This window comes from Aquibacillus albus, assembly GCF_016908325.1.
Classification (GTDB): domain Bacteria; phylum Bacillota; class Bacilli; order Bacillales; family Amphibacillaceae; genus Aquibacillus_A; species Aquibacillus_A albus.
Genome location: NZ_JAFBDR010000004.1, coordinates 110,433 through 129,268 on the forward strand (window position 1 = coordinate 110,433; position 18,836 = coordinate 129,268).

The following is an 18,836-nucleotide window of genomic DNA, read 5'->3' on the forward strand; positions in this document are numbered from 1 at the left end:
ACCCAACCATATGGCTTTAAACCATTTTGAACTGAAATTTCAAGACGAATAAGATAAGCACATCTGAGATTGATTTATTGTACTGAGAACTCCTTCCATTGACTTCAACGCCTAAATCGCTTAAGCTAACCTTGATTACGTTTATTTTGGAGGAATTATTAAAATATGTTGCAAGCTACGAATGTTAGTTTAAGATATGGGGACAAAAAGTTATTCGAGGATGTAAATATTAAGTTTACTGCTGGTAATTGTTATGGATTAATTGGTGCGAACGGTGCCGGTAAATCCACTTTCTTAAAAATCCTTTCTGGTGAAATTGAACCGCAAACAGGGCAAGTGGCTCTTGGCAAGGATGAGCGATTAGCTGTATTAAAGCAGGACCATTTTGCTTATGAAGAACAGGAAGTACTTCAAACCGTCATTATGGGGCACGAACGCTTGTATGAAATTATGCAAGAGAAGGATGCCATCTATATGAAAGGCGATTTTACCGAAGAAGACGGAATGAAAGCTGCAGAGCTGGAAGGTGAATTTGCCGAACTGAATGGCTGGGAAGCTGAATCCGATGCAGCTGTTCTATTAAAGGGTCTAGGTATTAATGAAGAGCTTCATACGAAAAAAATGGCTGACCTGCCTGGTTCAGAAAAAGTAAAAGTACTACTTGCACAAGCGCTATTTGGAAATCCAGATATTTTACTGCTGGATGAGCCTACCAACCACCTAGATATTCAAGCGATTCAATGGTTAGAAGAGTTCTTAATAAATTTCGAAAACACCGTTATTGTCGTTTCACACGACCGTCACTTTTTAAATAAAGTATGTACGCATATAGCCGATGTTGACTACGGAAAAATTGAAATTTATGTTGGAAACTATGACTTCTGGTATGAATCTAGTCAATTGGCGTTGAAAATGGCCCAGGAGCAAAACAAGAAGAAAGAAGAAAAGATGAAAGAGCTGCAAAACTTTATTGCTCGCTTTAGTGCTAATGCATCGAAGTCAAAACAAGCAACGTCTCGTAAAAAGATGCTGGATAACATTACGTTAGATGATATTAAACCATCGTCTCGTAAATACCCTTACGTTGCATTTACTCCTGAGCGTGAAATTGGAAATGACCTGCTTCGTGTTGAAGGGATTTCAAAAACGATTGATGGCGAAAAAGTGCTAGATAACGTTAGCTTTACCATGAATAAAGATGACAAAATTGCGCTTGTTGGTAAAAACGAAATTGCCAAAACGACGTTGTTACGTATTTTGATGGGTGAAATCGAGCCGGACGAAGGAAGCTATAAATGGGGAGTAACAACTTCTCAATCTTATTTCCCGAAAGACAACTCCAAATATTTCGAAAATGTCGATATGACTTTAGTAGATTGGTTACGTCAATTTTCACCAGATGATCAAACGGAAACGTTCTTGCGTGGATTCTTAGGAAGAATGCTATTCTCCGGTGAGCAAGCATTGAAAAAAGCTAATGTATTGTCTGGTGGAGAAAAGGTTCGTTGTATGTTGTCAAAAATGATGCTTAGTAATGCGAATGTGTTGTTACTCGATGAGCCTACGAACCACTTGGATTTGGAATCCATCACATCTTTGAATAATGGATTGATCAAATTTAAGGGATCTGTGCTGTTCACATCTCATGACCACCAATTCGTGAATAGTATCGCAAATCGTTTGATTGAAATTACACCAAACGGAATTATCGATAAAGAGATGAGCTATGATGAATATGTAGCGGACAAAGGTTTACAAAAGCAAATTGAAGAGATGTATGCAGTCTAAAGAATGAAGAAAATGGCTACCCGGAATGGGTGGCCATTTTTTTAATACCATCTAAATTCAGGGCTTTTTAAATTTTGAATCTCTTAGCTTAACATTTGAATCTCTTAGCATACTTGTGAAACATCTGGATAGTTAAAGAGAAAACGGAGACAATACTAACAAATTGAAAGGTTGGTGTAGTTATAAGTTTGTACAAGAGGTCTTCAAATGATAAGTCCGGTCCTCAAAACTACGCCGCCTCAACCTTCTTGTTTCTGATTTATCGATTTTTTGAACCCGTTTTTATAGGACTTTTGAAGAATACCTAAATTGCCAGTCCAAAGGTATAAGAAGGGAAAGAACATTTATGAGTAATTATTGGAGTGAATTCATAAAACGTTTAGACTTGACACCTGAAGGCGTATGGCTGGTATATCTAGCTGGTGCAATCTTAATACCTTTTTCTCTTTTCTTAAGAAAAAACCTCACATGGAGAGAGTGGTACACAACTTTTGGAGTAGTAGGATTCCTAGCATGGCTTGGAAACATTATATTTTTCTACCAATTCGATTTTCTTGATTCGGGAAAACCCTCCATAGGAAGCATTCCAGACACAATTATGTTTGCGATTGCACCGGCTTGTATTAGTGTGATTTATTGTAATTATTATATTTCCTCAAAATCAAAATGGGTTCTTGCAACTATTTTTACTGTTGGTTCTTTGAGTGCGGAGTATCTTCTAGTTAATGTTGGTTTCCTAATACAAAAGGGGTGGGAAATTTGGTATTCTATACCTTTTTATTTGATTATGTACTTTCTTTTTCTTCCGTGGCACATTAAATTTATTAAAGATAAAAATTAACTTAGCCAATACATTTTATTGAATGGTATGGGCAAATTAATGTAATCACTTTTTTAAAAGGAGGGAACATTGATATGGCGAAAAAAGAGAGACTTAATGAAGAAGCTGCATTAAATAATAATTTAGACGATTCAACTTTACAAATGAACACCGATATCACCAAACAACATCAAAAAAATAATGCAGATAAGCCAGGTAGACAGAAAAAAACCGATACATAAAACCTCTAAGTCCCGTTATAAGCCAATACAAGAAAAGTAAGACCAATCCACTAAGGGTTGGTCTTTTTTAAAAACAGCCATAGCTATCTCCATGTTTGACAGATATGTGAACTTTTGAACAAACTACTTGTGAATTGTTTAACATAGTCGTATAATAAGTTTATAAATCGATTGTGAATTTTATCACATTTACATGTGAAGTGATGAACAATAAAATTTTTGGAGGTTGATGATAGATGAAAGTAGCAGTAATTGGTTGTACACATGCAGGAACAGCAGCAATTTCAACTATTTTAAACAGGTACCCCGAGGCAGAAATTGACGTCTTTGAGAAGAATGATAATGTATCGTTTTTATCTTGTGGGATCGCCCTATACGTTGGTGGTGTAGTAACAGACGCGAATGGACTGTTTTACGCATCTGTAGAACAATTCGAAAAAAATGGTGTACACATGCACATGGAGCATGAGGTTTTATCTTGTAATACAGCTACCAAGGAATTATTAGCAAAGGATATGAAAACAGACGTCATTACTCGTTACAAGTATGATAAGCTCATTGTTACAACAGGGTCATGGCCGGTAACTCCACCAATTCCTGGTGCAGATCTTGATAACATACTACTTTGTAAAAACTTTGGTCATGCTAAAGAAATTATGAAGCGTGCGGAATCCGTACAAAATGTTGTCGTAGTTGGAGCTGGCTATATTGGAGTAGAATTAGTTGAGGCTTTTGAAGAAAACGGAAAAAATGTAACATTAATTGATAGTGAAAGCCGAATTTTAAACAAATATTTAGATCAGGAGTTTACTGCTCCAGTAGAAAAATCTTTTGAGGAACGTGGAATTAACTTAGCACTTGGTCAAACTGTTTCAACCTTTACCGGAGAAGGATATGTAGAAAAAGTGGTTACGGATAAAGGAGAATACGATGCCGACCTTGTCGTTATGTGTATTGGCTTCCGTCCAAATACGAACCTACTAAAAGGGCAATTGGATATGTTGGACAACGGTGCTATTATTGTTGATGAGTACATGCAAACAAGTGCGAAGGACGTTTATGCGGCTGGAGATTGCTGTGCTGTTCATAATAATGCTACAAACCAACCGGCTTATATTCCTTTAGCAACAAATGCAGTTCGGATGGGTACGTTAGTTGCACACAATTTAACAGAACCTGTTTTACCGCATCCCGGAACACAAGGAACATCTGGACTAAAAATTTATCAGCATAACCTTGCATCTACAGGCCTAACGGAATCTGCAGCACGTTTAGCTGGTATGAACGTACGCAACTCCTTTATCGAGGACACGTATCGTCCAGATTTCATGCCAGATAATGCTGTGATTAAGCTAAAGTTAGTATATGAGATTAGTACGCATAGAATTGTAGGGGCACAGGTCATTTCTGATGCAGACTTCACCCAAGCAATCAATACGCTAAGCGTGAGCATTGCTAACAATATGACAATCGAACAGTTGGCATTAACTGACTTCTTTTTCCAACCACATTACAACAAGCCTTGGAACTATTTAAACCAAGTAGCGTTAGAAGCACTGGCCAATGAAAAAGAAAGAGCAAAAACGGATTACGCTTTGTCTTAAAAAGGGTAATCGGGTTTATTCCTATCAAAAAGACCACGCCCCGCACATGATGAAAAGCATTGCTCACATCATGTTCAGGGTGTGGTCTATTAACATTTACTCTACAATATTTACATAAATATCTTCTAGTGATGGTTCAGAATCAATTAGTTCGTACTCTTTCATCCAGTCAATTGTTTCTTGCCAAGACTCAGCATCTTGACTTCCAAACCCATCTTCAGATTCCATTTTTGGCAACAGGATTTCTAAGCTTTGTTTTTCTACTTCTTCATTAAGTGGGAAATTAGATTCATCTTGGTTATCTAATAAAATAGCAAGGGCTTCATCTGGATTCTCTACCATAAATTCGTAACCTTTTGTAGCCCCACGCCAGAAGGCACGGATAACATCACTTTCTTCTTCCCAAGTCGTATCATTTGTTACAAATACAAGCTCATAAAAGCTAGGCACCCCATAATCTACAGGGTTAAAATAATCAACATCATGGCCTTCATGTTCCAGCACTGGAACCTCGTGATTAATGTATGCACCAGTTACTGCTGCTACATTCCCGCTAACAATCGATGAACCAAGCTCGAAACCTACGTCAATCATTTCCACTTGAGAAGGATCGCCACCATCATTTTGTACCATCGTTTTAATCAATGCTTCATTTACTGGAATTCCAGGGAACCCGACTTGTTTTCCTTCTAAATCTTTTGGCGTTTCAATCGCACTATCCGCCATAAAAATGGTATGGTTTAAAGGAGAGCGAACAATCGCTCCAATCGATTTTACCGGTACATCCTGATTCGCACGTGCAGTGACAACATCTGGTTGATACGTAATACCTAACGTAATCTGGCCTGATGCCGCCAAATTGATTGGATCTGTTGGGTTTGCTGGAAACTGGATATTTACTTTTACCCCTTCTTCTTCAAAATAACCCTTTTCAATAGCAGCATACAAGTAGCTATGCACCGCATTTGGATACCAATCTAGCATAATATCAACTTCTGTTAATTCTTCATCTCCCGCTCCTGCAGCTGATTCCTCATCGCCACAAGCCGCAACAACTGTTAACATGACAACGCTAAAAAATAAAAATAATGCTTTTTTCATTGTGTTTTCCTCCATTTTAATGTAATTTTTTCAAGTAATACAACCATTAAAAATAATAGAATCCCGACCACTGACAACAGAACAATTGGAGCGAATACACCAGCTCCATCAAACTGTGTCATCATTCGGCGACTAAAATAACCTAATCCCGCTTGGGCACCAAGCCATTCTGCAATGGCGGCCCCAATCACACTTAATGTAACGGCAACCTTTAACCCTGAATAAAAATGTGGGAGTGCAGAAGGAACCTGTAATTTGAAAAATATCTCCCGTTTACTTGCTCCCATCGTTAATAAGAGTTCCCTTATTTCCTTACTACTGGAGCGGAGCCCATCAAAGGTGTTTACTGTAATCGGGAAAAATGTAATCAGTAGCGTTACCGCAACCTTACTCCATAATGTGTATCCGAACCAAAGGACAAATATTGGTGCTAAAGCAATGATGGGAATCGTTTGGGACGAAATAATAATCGGGTAAAAAGCTTTTTCCGCTGTTTTACTCACATTCATCCAAACAGCTAACCCTACTCCTAGCATAATCGATAAAAACAATCCGGTAAGTATCACTAATAATGTTGCAGGAAGGTGGGCGAAAAAGAGAATTTCCTTAAGATTCCACAACTTTATTGCCACCTGTGTGGGTGACGGCAAAATAAAAGCTATTCCTATGAATCTAGCAATCAATTCCCATGCAACAAAAAAGGCAGTCACAAGTAGTGTTGGTGCAATATAATCTTTTCCTTTTTTAATCATGGGCTCACCTGCAACCGCAGCTGCTCCATTAACTGTTCCTTCAATTTGATAACTTCAGGATGGTGGATAGCATGTAAATCCCTTGGCCTATTTAGTGGAACATCTACTTCCTCTAATTTTTGCACAGGTGTTTCCGTAAAAACAAAAACACGATCAGATAAAAACAGTGCCTCTTCCACATCGTGGGTAATAAATAAAACCGTTGTTTTCCACTTTTCCCACTGCTCTAGCAGCCACTCCTGCATATTCATTCGCGTGATGGCGTCCAGCGCACTAAATGGTTCATCTAAGAGGAACACGTTGGAACCACTTAAGACAGTCCGGAGAAAGGAAACACGTTGTCTCATTCCTCCAGATAGTTCACTTGGATATTTATCTTCCACACCTTCTAAGCCAAACTCCTCAAGAAGGTCTAACACTTGTTGATGTGCATCCCTTTTCTTTACCCCTTTTAATTCCAGGGGAAGAACTGCATTATTCATGACAGTACGCCATGGCATCAGTAAGTCCTGCTGTGGCATGTAACCAACACGGCCAAGACGGTTTTCGTAGTGCTGCCCATTTAAAAGAATCCCACCAGAGTTTGGCTGCTCCAGCCCAGTAATTAGTTTGAAAAGAGTACTCTTTCCGGAACCGCTTGGACCAATAATGCTAACAAATTCCCCGGGATTAACATGAAAGCTTAATCCATTTAATAAGCTCGGTTCAAGGGCGTTTTCCATGTCACTTTTGTAACGGAAGGAGACGTTCCTGAACTGTAAAGCAGGATTATTCATCTGTTGGCCACATCGCTTGATTGTACGCCATTTCCCAGAACATATACTCAAATCGAGTTGTGTTTAAGAAAATTTCCTCTAAGTGAGCAAGCTCCTCTTCTGGTTTTCCTTCTGTCAGTTCATCAAGAAGATCAATACACCACTGGGCTACTTGACCAAATTCTTCAGAGCTGTACATCTTAATCCATTCTCCGTAAAACTCATGCTCACTGGCGCCAGGAATTTCATTTAATTCCTTCCCAATTTCCCAGTAGCTCCAAGCACAAGGAAGAAGGGCGGCAACGAGATCCGCAAGTGTTCCATTTTGTCCGACATGTAGCATGTAGTGTGTGTATGCAAGGGTCGTAGGAGAGGCTTGTGCTTGCTCGAATTCCTCTGGCGTAATGCCAAACTTTTCACCATACTGACGATGCAAAGCCATTTCTTCATTTAGTGTGGAATCCAATAAGGCCGCAAACTTGCCCATGGTATGCACATCTGTAGCTTTCGCAGCACCGATGGCAAATAGCTTTGCATACTCAATCAGGTATAAATAATCTTGAATCATGAAGAAACGGAACTTTTCTTTATCTAACGTTCCATCACCAATCCCTTGCACAAATGGATGTGCATGGTTCTTTCTCCAAATTGGCTGCAATTTCTCATGTAACCTCTCACTAAATTTCATTATGATCACCCCTATAGATAAAATTTTTGCTCTAGTCTACGTTTTTTTTCTCGTGTTGCTCCATTCGCAAATAAACTGTAGTAACGTTTTTGTATAGTAAACCAACTGTTCGATGGATACTTGTTCGTTAACAGCATGGGCATTGTTTAAATCGCCAGGGCCGTAGATAACGGTCGGGATTCCTGCATCTCCTAGCCAGCCCCCATCCGTAACTGTCGGGGAAACATCGATGGTAGCTCGCTCACCAGATACCCTTTCATGTACTCCTGCTAACAATTGAACACCTTCATGGTCTGGATCCACCTCTAATGATGGGAATATTTCCCCTCGTTCCTCAATCATAGAAGTCCCGCCCCAAGTAAATGTTGGAGGATTATCCTTTAACCAAATGTCCCCTTTGGCCACATTTAAAATGTGTGCTTCCACTTCTTTGGCAACCTGTTCGTGGGTTTCATTTGGATAAAAGTGAACGGTAATCCATAAGCGACATTCGTCCGCAATAAACGCAGCATGTCGACCACCTTCAATAACGGCAGGATTAATCGTATTTGTACCAGCCGGGTAACCAGGATAGCTTTTTGTAACAGCCCAATGTCGTTCTAGCTCTTGCAATCCTTCCATAACTTTCATCATTTTTTCAATGGCACTGGCACCTACTACCTTTCCGCCAGCATGAATCATCTTTCTTCGCATAGCATCGTGGAATGTTTTGTCACTTTTAATCGTTATCCAACCAGTAATAACTCCACCTTGTCCTTGAATATGCAAGTCGCTCGTGTCCACAACGACAGCAAAGTCAGCTTCGGCTCCTCCATTACGTTTACATGCTTGTAATGTACCAGCTTCACCAACCTCTTCTCCAATAACAGACTGGAGGGTTAAATCACCTGGGAGCTCGACCCCATTTTCCCTCAGTAATTGAATGGCAAATAACGCGCCAGCCATCCCGCCTTTCATATCAGCAGCTCCACGACCAATGATTGCTCCATCCCGAACAATCGGAGTAAATGGATCCTTCTCCCAGTTCTCATCCTCACTCACCTCAGCAACATCCATATGACCATTAATGATGAGGCTCTTATAGTTTTTTGAATCTGTTCCATTTAAAAATCCAACTACATTAGGATCACCAGGATAAACATCCCACCTATCAATAGAAAACCCTTGATCCTTAAGGAAGTCAGCCACAAATGCCTGTGCTTCGTTTGTATTTCTCGCTGGTGGCGCCGGTGTTTCAAACTTGATTAACGTTTGGACCAACTCAATAAGCTCATCCTGCCGTTCATCTACTTGTCTCAATACATCTTCCATCTTTTTCGTTACAGTCAACTAAATTCCCCCTCCTTTATAGTTGGAGTTTAATAATGGATAACTAGTTTTTAAGGGAAAACCCTTGAGCCTTATAGAAAAGAAGGGTATATGCAAACACTAAAAAAACCACTTCTTGTAAAAAAGAAGTGGTTCGCCTGTTTTATATACATACGTATGCACGCAATCCAAAACGAGAGCAAAAGTCGCTTGGATACAGCAATTCCACACTTCTTCCCTACGCTAGCTTTAACTAGATCAGGTTATAAGGGTTAAGACAAATCGTCTCTCTCAGCTTACAAGCACCCCTAGAGTGATTCCTATTTAATTTTAAGGCTCTGTTAACCGTGGTTGTTGATTGTAGCGGAAGGTACTGCTTTCCGCGGGCGGGCAGTGAGCCTCCTCGTCGCTTTGCTCCTGCGGGGTCTCACCGGTCCCTCTTTTCCCGCAGGAGTCTCGCACCTTCCGCTACAATCAACAGTGCTAAAATCAACAATGAGCTTTAACAAAGCCAATTTTAAAATAGTTCTCCAATAAATTTCCTATCCTTTATCATACTCTCACACTGGATGAAATTCAAGCCAAATGTTAGTTTTCTAGATTAAAACTTGAAAAAATTGGAGTCTGTTGCAGTTGGTCGATATATAGCCTACTATGTTATCCTATTACTTATAATATCTATATGAAGGAGTTTTATAAGTTATGAAAATTCCTATTCTATACGAGGACAATCATTTGCTTTTTGTTGAAAAACCAGTGAATATTCCCGTACAGGAAGATCGTACAAAAAACCCAGATTTACTCTCTCTCTTAAAAGAGGATTTGAAAATTCGTTACCAAAAGCCCGGAAATGTTTATCTTGCACTCGTTCATCGTTTGGACCGACCTGTCGGGGGTGTGATGGTGTTTTCCAAAACATCGAAAGCTGCCTCTCGTCTATCCGATGCGATTAGAAGAAATGATATCAATAAAAAATATTTGGCTGTTGTACGTGGAAGACCACCGAAAGATAGTGACGTTTTAGAAGATTATCTTGTAAAGAATCGTCGCAAGAATATAGTGAGTACCGCATCCCCTCATCAGAAAAAAGCAAAGAAAGCGGTAATGGAATATGAAGTCATTGGAGAAAAGAAAGGATTGAGCCTACTTTCCATCCAACTTCATACGGGAAGGCCTCACCAAATACGTGTTCAGCTTTCTTCACGCAATTGTCCTCTTTATGGGGATCAAAAGTATGGGCAGGAAGTAAATCAAGCCGGACAGCAAATCGCCTTATGGTCACAAACACTCGCTATAGAGCATCCAACTAAAAAAGAAGAAACAACAATAAAATCAAAACCACCAAACGAGTATCCATGGAATCTTTGGAAGGTAACATCTTAACTTTAGTAAAACCGGGGCAAAGCGCACTCGGTTTTTACTATATATATTTGGCTTTTTTAAGTTCCTTAGACCCACTCTAGTACATCTGTTCTCATAAAATCCAATTCACCTATCCTGTTACTCAAAATAAAAAAAGCGCATAGAAGTCCCCCTCCTACACGCTTTCCCTATTTATGAACGTGCTTGTTCCGTTATTTTTGCCGACTGAATCAGCTCACGAATCGCTGCTTCATCACCTTGATGTAGCAAGTCTACAATTCTACTTCCGACAACGACTCCATCACAATTTTCCGTCAGCTCTTTGACATGTTCTGGCGTAGACACGCCAAATCCGGCTAATACCGGAGCCTCACAAACCGACTTCAAGTCTTGCAGGTGCTGAGCCAAATTTTCTTTAAATCCGCTTCTAGCTCCAGTCGTTCCTGTTACCGTTACGGCATATAAAAATCCTTCTGTTCGTTTAGCAATTTCAACTAATCTTTCCTTCGTACTTGTTAATGCTGCCAAGCGAATCAAAGCAATTTGATTTTCCGCTAAATCAGCCGCAACAATCGACTCTTCCTCTAAAGGAAGATCTGGAATGATTAACCCATCAACACCAGCTTCACGGCAGTCTTTCGCAAATTCCGCTGTACCATACGCGTAAATCGGATTTATATAAGTCATCAAAACAACAGGTACAGAGCGCGTTGCTTTAATTTCCTTCAATTTTCCAATAACATCACGCAGGCTGACACCATTCTCTAATGCACGGATTCCCGCTTTCTGAATCGTTGGACCATCGGCAACTGGATCAGAAAATGGAATACCGAGCTCGACAACTGTTGCTCCACACTCTGCAAGGAAATTCAATCGCTCTTCCAGAATATCAAGTCCACCGTCTCCGGCCATGATATAAGGAACAAATGCCTTATCTCCTTTTGACAGCACTTGTTGAAAGGCTTGATCTAATCTTTCTTTACCCATTTGCTTCACCTCCAAGTGCGTCTCTCACTGTTTGAACATCTTTATCTCCACGTCCAGATAAGCAAACAACAATGATTTCATCTTTGTTCATCTTTTTCGCTAGTTTCATCGTATAAGCAATCGCATGAGCACTTTCTAATGCAGGAAGAATTCCCTCTGTTTTAGAAAGGAACTGCAATCCTTCTAATGCTTCTTCATCGGTAATCGAATCGTAAATAACACGATCAATTTCTTTTAAATGGCTATGCTCAGGGCCAACGCCAGGGTAGTCTAAGCCAGCGGAGATGGAATGCGCCTCTTCAATTTGACCATTCTCATCTTGCAGTAAATAAGTTTTCGTACCGTGTAGGATACCTTCTTTGCCATACGTTAATGTTGCGGCATGCTTACCAGTATCAACACCAGACCCACCAGCTTCAACGCCATGCAACTCTACCTGTTTATCATTAACAAACGGATAGAACATACCCATTGAGTTACTTCCGCCACCGATACAAGCAACTACTGCTTCTGGAAGTCTTCCCTCTTGTTCGTTGATTTGTTTTTTCGTCTCATTTCCGATACAGCTTTGGAAATCTCGAACGATTTGTGGGAATGGATGTGGTCCAACAACAGAACCAATAATGTAATGCGTATCCTCAACGTTGCTTACCCAATAGCGCAGTGCCTCATTTACCGCATCCTTTAACGTTCCACTACCTTGATCAACGCTTTCTACTCGTGCGCCAAGCAGCTCCATTCGGAATACGTTTAACTGCTGCCTGCGGATATCTTCTTTCCCCATAAAAATCACACAATCTAAACCTAAGAGAGCACAAACCGTTGCCGTTGCTACACCGTGCTGTCCAGCTCCTGTTTCAGCAACAACTTTTTTCTTGCCCATTCGTACTGTTAAAAGTGCCTGCCCTAAAGCATTATTTATCTTATGGGCACCTGTATGATTCAAATCCTCACGCTTTAAATAAACCTTTGCTCCGCCTATCTTTTCAGAGAATCTCTCTGCGTAATAAAGGGGTGTTTCCCGACCAACATATTGTTTTAAATAATAGTCAAACTCATCCATGAATGCTGGATCTTGGATAGCTTCTTTATATGCTTTTTCTAGTTCGAGTACCGCTGGCATTAATGTTTCTGGAACGAACCTGCCGCCAAACGAACCGAACTGTCCTTGATTATTCGGTTGCTGATATGCTTCCATCTGTATCACCTTTCTTCGCCTCTTTGATGAAGGCTGCTATTTTTTCCGTATCTTTTACACCGTCTGTTTCGACTCCACTAGAAACATCTACGCCTACTGGATTTACTTCTTTGATCGCTTCCTGTACATTTTCAGCACGGAGACCGCCCGCTAAAATAACCTTATCACTTAAACTAGAAAGTCCAGTTGTTAAGCTCCAATCAAACGTCTCGCCGTTTCCACCTCGGTATTTCCCGGCAGGACTATCAAGCAAAACATATTCCGTTTGATACTCACTTAACTGATCTAAATCTGCTTTCGATTTTATCTGGAACGCTTTAATGATTGGAAATCCAAGCTTACTACAGTATTCAGGTGTTTCATCACCATGCAGTTGAACATAGTCTAAGCCGACATCTGCTGCAATCGATTGGACCGCTTCTAAATCTTCGTTAACAAACACACCGACTTTTTTCACATGAGCAGGGATTTGTTCAGCAATCCTTTTCGCTTGTTCTTTGCTTACGCTTCGTTTACTTCTCGCAAAAACAAAACCAATAAAATCAGTACCTGCTTCAATCGCTTGTTGAGCAGCTTCTACCGTTGTAATGCCACAAATTTTCACTTTCATAAACGAACACTCAATTCCGAAAAGGTTTGCTGTAAATCGCCAGAGCGCATCATTGTTTCCCCAACAAGAATACCTTTGACACCGGACTGTTTAATGCGTTCCACATCATCGGCAGTCCGAAAGCCACTTTCACTAATAAGCAGTATTTCATTTGTATCTATTTGAGTAGCCAATCGTTCTGTGACAGCTAAATCAACCTCAAACGTTTTTAAATTTCGGTTATTGATGCCAATGATGTTCGCACCAATTTCTTTCGCAACAGCCAATTCTTCTTCATTGTGAACTTCGAATAATACTTCTAAGTCATTTTCCTGTGCATACGCATAAAGTTCAGCTAAACGCGCTTTTGGAAGTGCTGCTGCAATTAACAGTATAACACTTGCTCCATAGTCTTTGGCACGGTCTATTTGAATTTCATCGATCACAAAGTCTTTATTTAAAATTGGCAGCTTTACCACTTCACGGACAGCCTGTAAATCCTCCATCGTTCCTTTGAAAAATGGCGTATCTGTCAGAACAGAAATGACTCCCGCTCCATAGCTCTCATATTGCTTTGCTTGCTCGGCAGGATTGACGCCTTCGTTAATGATTCCTTTCGACGGAGAAGCACGCTTAATTTCCGCAATAATATTCATGGTTTCAGATGTCATAAACGTATCATACATCGATCTTTTTTCATAGCTGGCTTGGTATTGACCTGGTTTGTATGTCGTCTTTAACTGACTAACTTCCTTTTCTTTTTCTTGTAAAATTTCATCTAAAATCGTCATGGTTTACACCTCTTGTTTACTGTAATCAATTAAATATTCTAATTTTGATAGTGCTGCTCCAGAGTCAATACTTTCCTGTGCCAGTTTTACTCCTTCTTGAACCGTATTCGCTTTTCCATCAGCAAAGATTCCGAGGCCCGCATTCAGTAATACGGTGTCACGGTACGCACCCTTTTCACCTTTTAAGACACGGTGAAGAATGTCGGCATTTTCCTTTGAATCTCCACCCTTAATTGCTTCATTTCCGTAAACTGGTAATCCAACTTCTTCGGGATGCAAGGTGAATTGCATGAGTTCGCCCCGTTCAAGAAGGACAAGGTGATTTTCACCAGCTAATGATGCTTCATCCATGTGTCCTGCACCATTCAGGATCAGGGCTCTTTTTCTACCTAAACGATGTAGTACATTGGCCATTTGCTCGAGCATATCACGACGATAAATCCCGAGTAATTGTGTTGTTAGCTCCACTGGATTTGTAAGTGGCCCAATTAGATTGAAAATGGTCGGTATCTTTAGATCTTTTCTTACCTTCATCATTCGCTTTAAAGCAGGGTGTACATGCGGTGCAAACAGAAAAGCAATTCCATTTTCTTTTAATAATTCATGGGTCTGCTCACTTGTTAATGATAGAGAGACTCCTAAATGCTCTAAAACATCAGCACTTCCTGTTTTACTAGAAATACTTCGGTTTCCGTGCTTTGCTACCGTAATTCCCGCCCCAGCGATAACAAAAGCGGACGTTGTGCTAACATTAAAGCTTTGTGAGCCATCTCCACCCGTTCCACAATTATCCATCACACCTGTTAGTTGCTTCGGCAGGGTCAATGATTTTTCTCGAATAACATTGACTAATCCAGCAATCTCATCTGCACTTTCCGTTTTCACCTTTAATGCCGTTAAAAACGCTCCAATTTCTGTATCCGTGATGTCCTCTGTGAACATGAGGCGTGCTGCATTTTCCATTTCCTCCAAGCTTAAATCTTCACGGTTCGTCACTTTATTTAGATAATTTTTCATAGATATTCTCCTCCCCAACTTGTGTGAAAAAGTTTTTTAATATCGTTTTTCCTTCTTTTGTTCCAATTGATTCTGGGTGGAACTGCAATCCATAGACAGGTAAATAACGATGTTTCACCGCCATAATTTCGTTATCATCCATCGCTCGAGCTGTAACAACTAATTCCTCTGGTACCGTTTCGCTCTTAATGGTTAATGAGTGATAGCGCATCACTTCTAAAGGCTGTTCCAAGTAATGAAAAACTCTGTCGTCCGTGTGCTTTACCATCGATGTTTTACCATGCTTGATTTGCTTCGCATGAACGATATCCGCTCCAAATGCTTCTCCAATGGCTTGATGGCCTAGGCATATTCCCAAGATTGGAAATTCTCTAGATAACTGTTTCACTACATCGATACAAATACCCGCTTCTTTCGGTGTTCCTGGGCCAGGAGATAAAATAATTGCTTCTGGCTTCATTTGACGAATCTCTTCAATGGTTACTTTGTCATTACGAATGACTTTTACTTCTTTATCTAATTCAGACACATATTGAAACAGGTTATACGTAAAGGAATCATAATTATCAATTAACAAGATCATGTTTGTTTACCTCCAATAAAGATTTGGCTTTATTTAATGTTTCTTGGTATTCCGATGCAGGGTCAGAATCGTAAACAACACCAGCGCCCGCCTGAACATACGCATTATTTCCTTTAATCACTAACGTCCGAATCGCTAAGGCTAAATCTAAGTCTCCATTCATGTTGATATAACCAGCTGCCCCAGCATAAACGCCTCGCTTTTTCGTTTCTAAATCATTAATAATTTGCATTGCTCTAATTTTTGGAGCACCAGAGACAGTTCCGGCTGGCAAGGTCGAAATTAATGCATCCAATCCACTATATTCTGACGTCAATACGCCTTGAACTTCTGACACGATGTGCATCACATGCTGGTAGCGTTCAATCGTCATATATTTTGGAATCGAAATACTGCCAATTTCACATACTCTTCCCAAATCATTACGACTTAAATCAACAAGCATTTTGTGTTCGGCTAGTTCTTTTTCATCTGCTAAGAGATCTTCTGCTAATTTTATATCTTCTTCATTCGTTTTCCCACGAGGTCTTGTTCCAGCAATTGGATTCGTCACCACTTGCTTGCCCGTCACTTTAATTAAGCTTTCCGGTGATGCACCCAACACAATATACGAATCAAAGTCAATGTAAAACATATATGGCGAAGGATTCGCTCTTCTTAAACTGCGATAAAACGTAAACGGATCTGCATCAAAACTCGCTTTCATTCGCTGCGACAGGACAACTTGAAAGATATCGCCATCGGTTATATGCTGTTTTGCTTTTTCAACCATTTCCATGAATGTCTCTTTTTCAATCGATGGTTGAAAGCTTACATTAATTAACTGATTCGCTTCGATATTTTCGTGTTGCAGGATGTGTTCTTTTAAGTCTGAGATTCTTTTCTCCAGAGCTTCTTCGTTTCTTTTTCCATCTAAGTCAACCGCTATAATCGTTACCGTTTGGCGGACGTGATCAAATACGATAACGTCCTGGTAAAACATTAGGTGAATCTCTGGCATTTCAATTTCGTCCTCTAGCATTGGCCCAATGTCCTCAACTTGGCGAATCGCATCATAGCCGATATAACCAACTGCTCCACCGTAAAAAGCAAATGGTAATGGCAATTCCTGTTTCGGAATATGACGTTGAATAACGTCGAGTGGTTTGCCCTCCTCGATTTGCAGTTTTTCTTCTTCTACGTAATGAACGGTTGTTCGTTCTCCATCACCAATTATTTCTTTAAAAGGGTCTAATCCAATAAACGAGTAACGCCCTTTTTCGCCATGATTAGCGGAGCTTTCCAATAAAAACTTTTTATTCCCTTTGATTCGGTTAAACACAAGAATTGGTGTTAATACATCTCCATTAAGATTCAAGGTTTTATAATTGATTGCTGTCGTCATGTCACGTTCTCCTTTTTTAGAAAATTTATTACACGTACTATTCGTAAAATTTCAGGAAATATAAAAATCCCTTATGATTGCATCTCTCTGCATTCATAAGGGACGATTAGTCGATTAACCGCGGTGCCACCACTCATTGAAGGCTTAATAGAAAACCTTCCTCTCTTTCCCGTAACGGGGGAATCCGTATCTCCGTACTTTACTCGTTCAGGAGATCTCTCGTAAGTCCATTCGGTTAGCTTCACATACCGGCTTCCACCAGACCCGGCTCTCTGAAATGACTCAGCTAACTTACTACTCTTACTCATCGATTTTATTATTTTGTTTAAAAAAAGGTAAACAAAAAGGGCTCCACATCCAAAAGGACGAGGAAACCCGTGGTACCACCTTCATTAACTGCGTCAACAGTTCACTTTAGAGTATCAAGCTGCAAGAGCTTTAATACGTACCTCTTGTAACGATGAGGCGAATTCGCCAAAGCCTACTTATCCATTGATGTTCGGTTTGGAGGCTCCGAAGTCCATTCACTCCATTCAACACACTGGTTCGCACCAACCACCAGCTCTCTTTTGTGATCCTAGAGCTACTACTCTTCATCTATGCCTTAACACGATAATATTAGGTTGCTTACTATCATAGTATGGTCCTGTCATTTTGTCAATGTGTATTTCATCGAAATTGAAATTTTCTAACATTTACTATTTTAGTAAGAAAGCATTTATTATTTTGACCTTTGTTTTTTATTACACAGTTGACACATAATGCGCAACAAAAGATAAATTTGTAAACCGCTGCGGAAATACACTTCGCTTTCCGTGGGCGGCTGATGAGCCTCCTTGATGAATTACACGAATGTCAGCTTTTCGTTTAGTTTCTACTCATTTTCCTTGATGAATTACACAAATGTCAGCTTTTCGTTTAATTTCTGCTCATTTTCCTTGATGAATTACACGAATATTAGCTTTTCGTTTAGTTTCTGCTCATTTTCTTTGATGAATTACACGAATGTCAGCTTTTCGTTTAGTTTCTACTCATTTTCCTTGATGAATTACACGAATGTCAGCTTTTCATTTAGTTTCTACTCATTTTCCTTGATGAATTACACGAATATATAAATCCACTATACAGCGTAGGAAATACACGTAGACTACTCGAAAATAAAGTCAATTTTTTTCATGTGATGTAACGCTGCCGAAGCCTTCCTTGACCTGCGGGAACAGCACGTGCCCGCGGAAAGCGAAGTATTCTGCCGAAGCGATATCCCAGCACTCATTTTAATTCACTGTATTGCGCATTAATCGTATGTTACGCATTACATCTTTTTGCAATTCGGCAAGAACAGCCAGTATTTTTGACTAAAGATTTATTCTAGCAACTTCTTCAAAGTACAAGGATTGTTTAATATGAAACGGACATACCCAGCTCTTTTTAGTAGCAGTTAATCCTCTATCCGTAATATCTCCAGCATCGCTATACCAAAATGCTTGCCATATAAACTTAGAGCAATAATTCGCATACAGGTTATCTAGCTTACGGTGAAAAATATATCTTCCTACACGAGTAATATTAGATTGCGCCCAATTGGCAGCTTTTCGTGCTCCAGTCTTCGGACGGTATACAGTGATTGTTCCGCCAAACTTATGACGGGACAAATAACCGAGTAATGTATCAGAAAAACCACCCCTTGGATGTGAGTGGTGAATCGCCATATCTTCACCGACAATCCCCACATGCCCAACTAAGAAGGTGGACCATCCCTTTGAAGAATAGAGGATATCTCCAGGAACCAATATAGCGTTTAATTGATGAAAAGCATCCCGATACCTTACCATTGATGTATCCTCAAATCCTACCTTATTTTCCAATT

The 18,836-nt window shown here is 40.0% G+C and carries 18 protein-coding genes, 1 riboswitch and 2 other annotated features; of the genes, 5 read left to right on the plus strand and 13 right to left on the minus strand.

The window, feature by feature from the left end; translation table 11 throughout:
* The first annotated feature begins 165 nt into the window (after positions 1–165).
* The 4 genes from JOC48_RS05260 (at position 166) to JOC48_RS05275 (ending at position 4,454) form a co-directional block, all read left to right on the plus strand.
* The gene (locus tag JOC48_RS05260) at positions 166–1,788 is read left to right on the plus strand and encodes an ABC-F family ATP-binding cassette domain-containing protein (protein ID WP_204498023.1); all 1,623 of its coding nucleotides are present in this window, start codon (positions 166–168) and stop codon (positions 1,786–1,788) included.
* Between the two features lie 346 nt (positions 1,789–2,134).
* A complete protein-coding gene (locus JOC48_RS05265) occupies positions 2,135–2,629 on the plus strand; it encodes a hypothetical protein (RefSeq protein ID WP_204498024.1) in 495 nt (164 codons plus the stop codon).
* Positions 2,630–2,703: 74 nt separating this feature from the next.
* Entirely contained in the window at positions 2,704–2,850 is a 147-nt protein-coding gene (locus JOC48_RS05270) for a hypothetical protein (RefSeq protein ID WP_204498025.1), read from the plus strand.
* Positions 2,851–3,086: 236 nt separating this feature from the next.
* Complete coding sequence (locus tag JOC48_RS05275; RefSeq protein ID WP_204498026.1) at positions 3,087–4,454, plus strand: FAD-dependent oxidoreductase; 1,368 nt, start codon at positions 3,087–3,089, stop codon at positions 4,452–4,454.
* A 96-nt stretch (positions 4,455–4,550) separates the two neighbouring features.
* Here the strand turns inward: JOC48_RS05275 and JOC48_RS05280 are convergent, their stop codons facing one another.
* Genes JOC48_RS05280 through JOC48_RS05300 form a run of 5 tightly spaced genes read right to left on the minus strand, consistent with a single transcriptional unit; the run spans position 4,551 to position 9,061 of the window.
* On the minus strand, positions 4,551–5,555 hold the full coding sequence (locus tag JOC48_RS05280; protein WP_204498027.1) for an ABC transporter substrate-binding protein: 1,005 nt from the start codon (positions 5,553–5,555) through the stop codon (positions 4,551–4,553).
* Positions 5,552–6,307 carry an ABC transporter permease gene (locus tag JOC48_RS05285; protein ID WP_204498028.1) on the minus strand — a complete coding sequence of 252 codons (756 nt, stop codon included), beginning with the start codon at positions 6,305–6,307 and terminating at the stop codon, positions 5,552–5,554. The genes JOC48_RS05280 and JOC48_RS05285 overlap by 4 nt, the downstream gene beginning before the upstream one ends.
* Positions 6,304–7,083 (minus strand): ABC transporter ATP-binding protein, encoded by a 780-nt coding sequence (locus tag JOC48_RS05290; protein ID WP_204498029.1) that lies wholly within the window; start codon positions 7,081–7,083, stop codon positions 6,304–6,306. The genes JOC48_RS05285 and JOC48_RS05290 overlap by 4 nt, the downstream gene beginning before the upstream one ends.
* Positions 7,076–7,750, minus strand: coding sequence for a thiaminase II (gene tenA / locus JOC48_RS05295; protein ID WP_204498030.1), 675 nt, complete (start codon positions 7,748–7,750; stop codon positions 7,076–7,078). The genes JOC48_RS05290 and tenA overlap by 8 nt, the downstream gene beginning before the upstream one ends.
* 36 nt (positions 7,751–7,786) lie before the next feature.
* Positions 7,787–9,061 (minus strand): acetylornithine deacetylase, encoded by a 1,275-nt coding sequence (locus JOC48_RS05300; RefSeq protein ID WP_204498126.1) that lies wholly within the window; start codon positions 9,059–9,061, stop codon positions 7,787–7,789.
* A 215-nt stretch (positions 9,062–9,276) separates the two neighbouring features.
* Positions 9,277–9,378: riboswitch (TPP riboswitch) on the minus strand.
* 382 nt (positions 9,379–9,760) lie between these two features.
* On the opposite strand from JOC48_RS05300, the gene JOC48_RS05305 reads away from it, so the two are divergent.
* The gene (locus JOC48_RS05305; protein WP_204498031.1) at positions 9,761–10,441 is read left to right on the plus strand and encodes an RluA family pseudouridine synthase; all 681 of its coding nucleotides are present in this window, start codon (positions 9,761–9,763) and stop codon (positions 10,439–10,441) included.
* Between the two features lie 171 nt (positions 10,442–10,612).
* Here the strand turns inward: JOC48_RS05305 and trpA are convergent, their stop codons facing one another.
* From trpA to JOC48_RS05345, 8 genes are all read right to left on the minus strand, one after another.
* Positions 10,613–11,407: a tryptophan synthase subunit alpha gene (gene trpA, locus JOC48_RS05310; RefSeq protein ID WP_204498032.1), complete on the minus strand. Its 795-nt coding sequence runs from the start codon at positions 11,405–11,407 to the stop codon at positions 10,613–10,615.
* The gene (trpB, locus tag JOC48_RS05315) at positions 11,400–12,605 is read right to left on the minus strand and encodes a tryptophan synthase subunit beta (protein ID WP_204498127.1); all 1,206 of its coding nucleotides are present in this window, start codon (positions 12,603–12,605) and stop codon (positions 11,400–11,402) included. The genes trpA and trpB overlap by 8 nt, the downstream gene beginning before the upstream one ends.
* A complete protein-coding gene (locus JOC48_RS05320; protein ID WP_204498033.1) occupies positions 12,580–13,215 on the minus strand; it encodes a phosphoribosylanthranilate isomerase in 636 nt (211 codons plus the stop codon). Before JOC48_RS05320 ends, trpB begins: the two co-directional genes overlap by 26 nt.
* Positions 13,212–13,985 (minus strand): indole-3-glycerol phosphate synthase TrpC, encoded by a 774-nt coding sequence (gene trpC / locus JOC48_RS05325; protein WP_204498034.1) that lies wholly within the window; start codon positions 13,983–13,985, stop codon positions 13,212–13,214. Before trpC ends, JOC48_RS05320 begins: the two co-directional genes overlap by 4 nt.
* A gap of 3 nt (positions 13,986–13,988) precedes the next feature.
* Positions 13,989–15,002: an anthranilate phosphoribosyltransferase gene (gene trpD, locus JOC48_RS05330; RefSeq protein WP_204498035.1), complete on the minus strand. Its 1,014-nt coding sequence runs from the start codon at positions 15,000–15,002 to the stop codon at positions 13,989–13,991.
* On the minus strand, positions 14,983–15,585 hold the full coding sequence (locus tag JOC48_RS05335) for an anthranilate synthase component II (protein ID WP_204498036.1): 603 nt from the start codon (positions 15,583–15,585) through the stop codon (positions 14,983–14,985). The genes trpD and JOC48_RS05335 overlap by 20 nt, the downstream gene beginning before the upstream one ends.
* Positions 15,569–16,969 (minus strand): anthranilate synthase component I, encoded by a 1,401-nt coding sequence (gene trpE / locus JOC48_RS05340; RefSeq protein WP_204498037.1) that lies wholly within the window; start codon positions 16,967–16,969, stop codon positions 15,569–15,571. Before trpE ends, JOC48_RS05335 begins: the two co-directional genes overlap by 17 nt.
* Positions 16,970–17,064: 95 nt before the next feature.
* Positions 17,065–17,286: a binding site (T-box leader), on the minus strand.
* Positions 17,287–17,327: 41 nt separating this feature from the next.
* Positions 17,328–17,578 (minus strand) — a binding site (T-box leader).
* Between the two features lie 746 nt (positions 17,579–18,324).
* Positions 18,325–18,834 carry a C40 family peptidase gene (locus tag JOC48_RS05345; RefSeq protein ID WP_239584210.1) on the minus strand — a complete coding sequence of 170 codons (510 nt, stop codon included), beginning with the start codon at positions 18,832–18,834 and terminating at the stop codon, positions 18,325–18,327.
* Positions 18,835–18,836 lie beyond the last annotated feature (2 nt).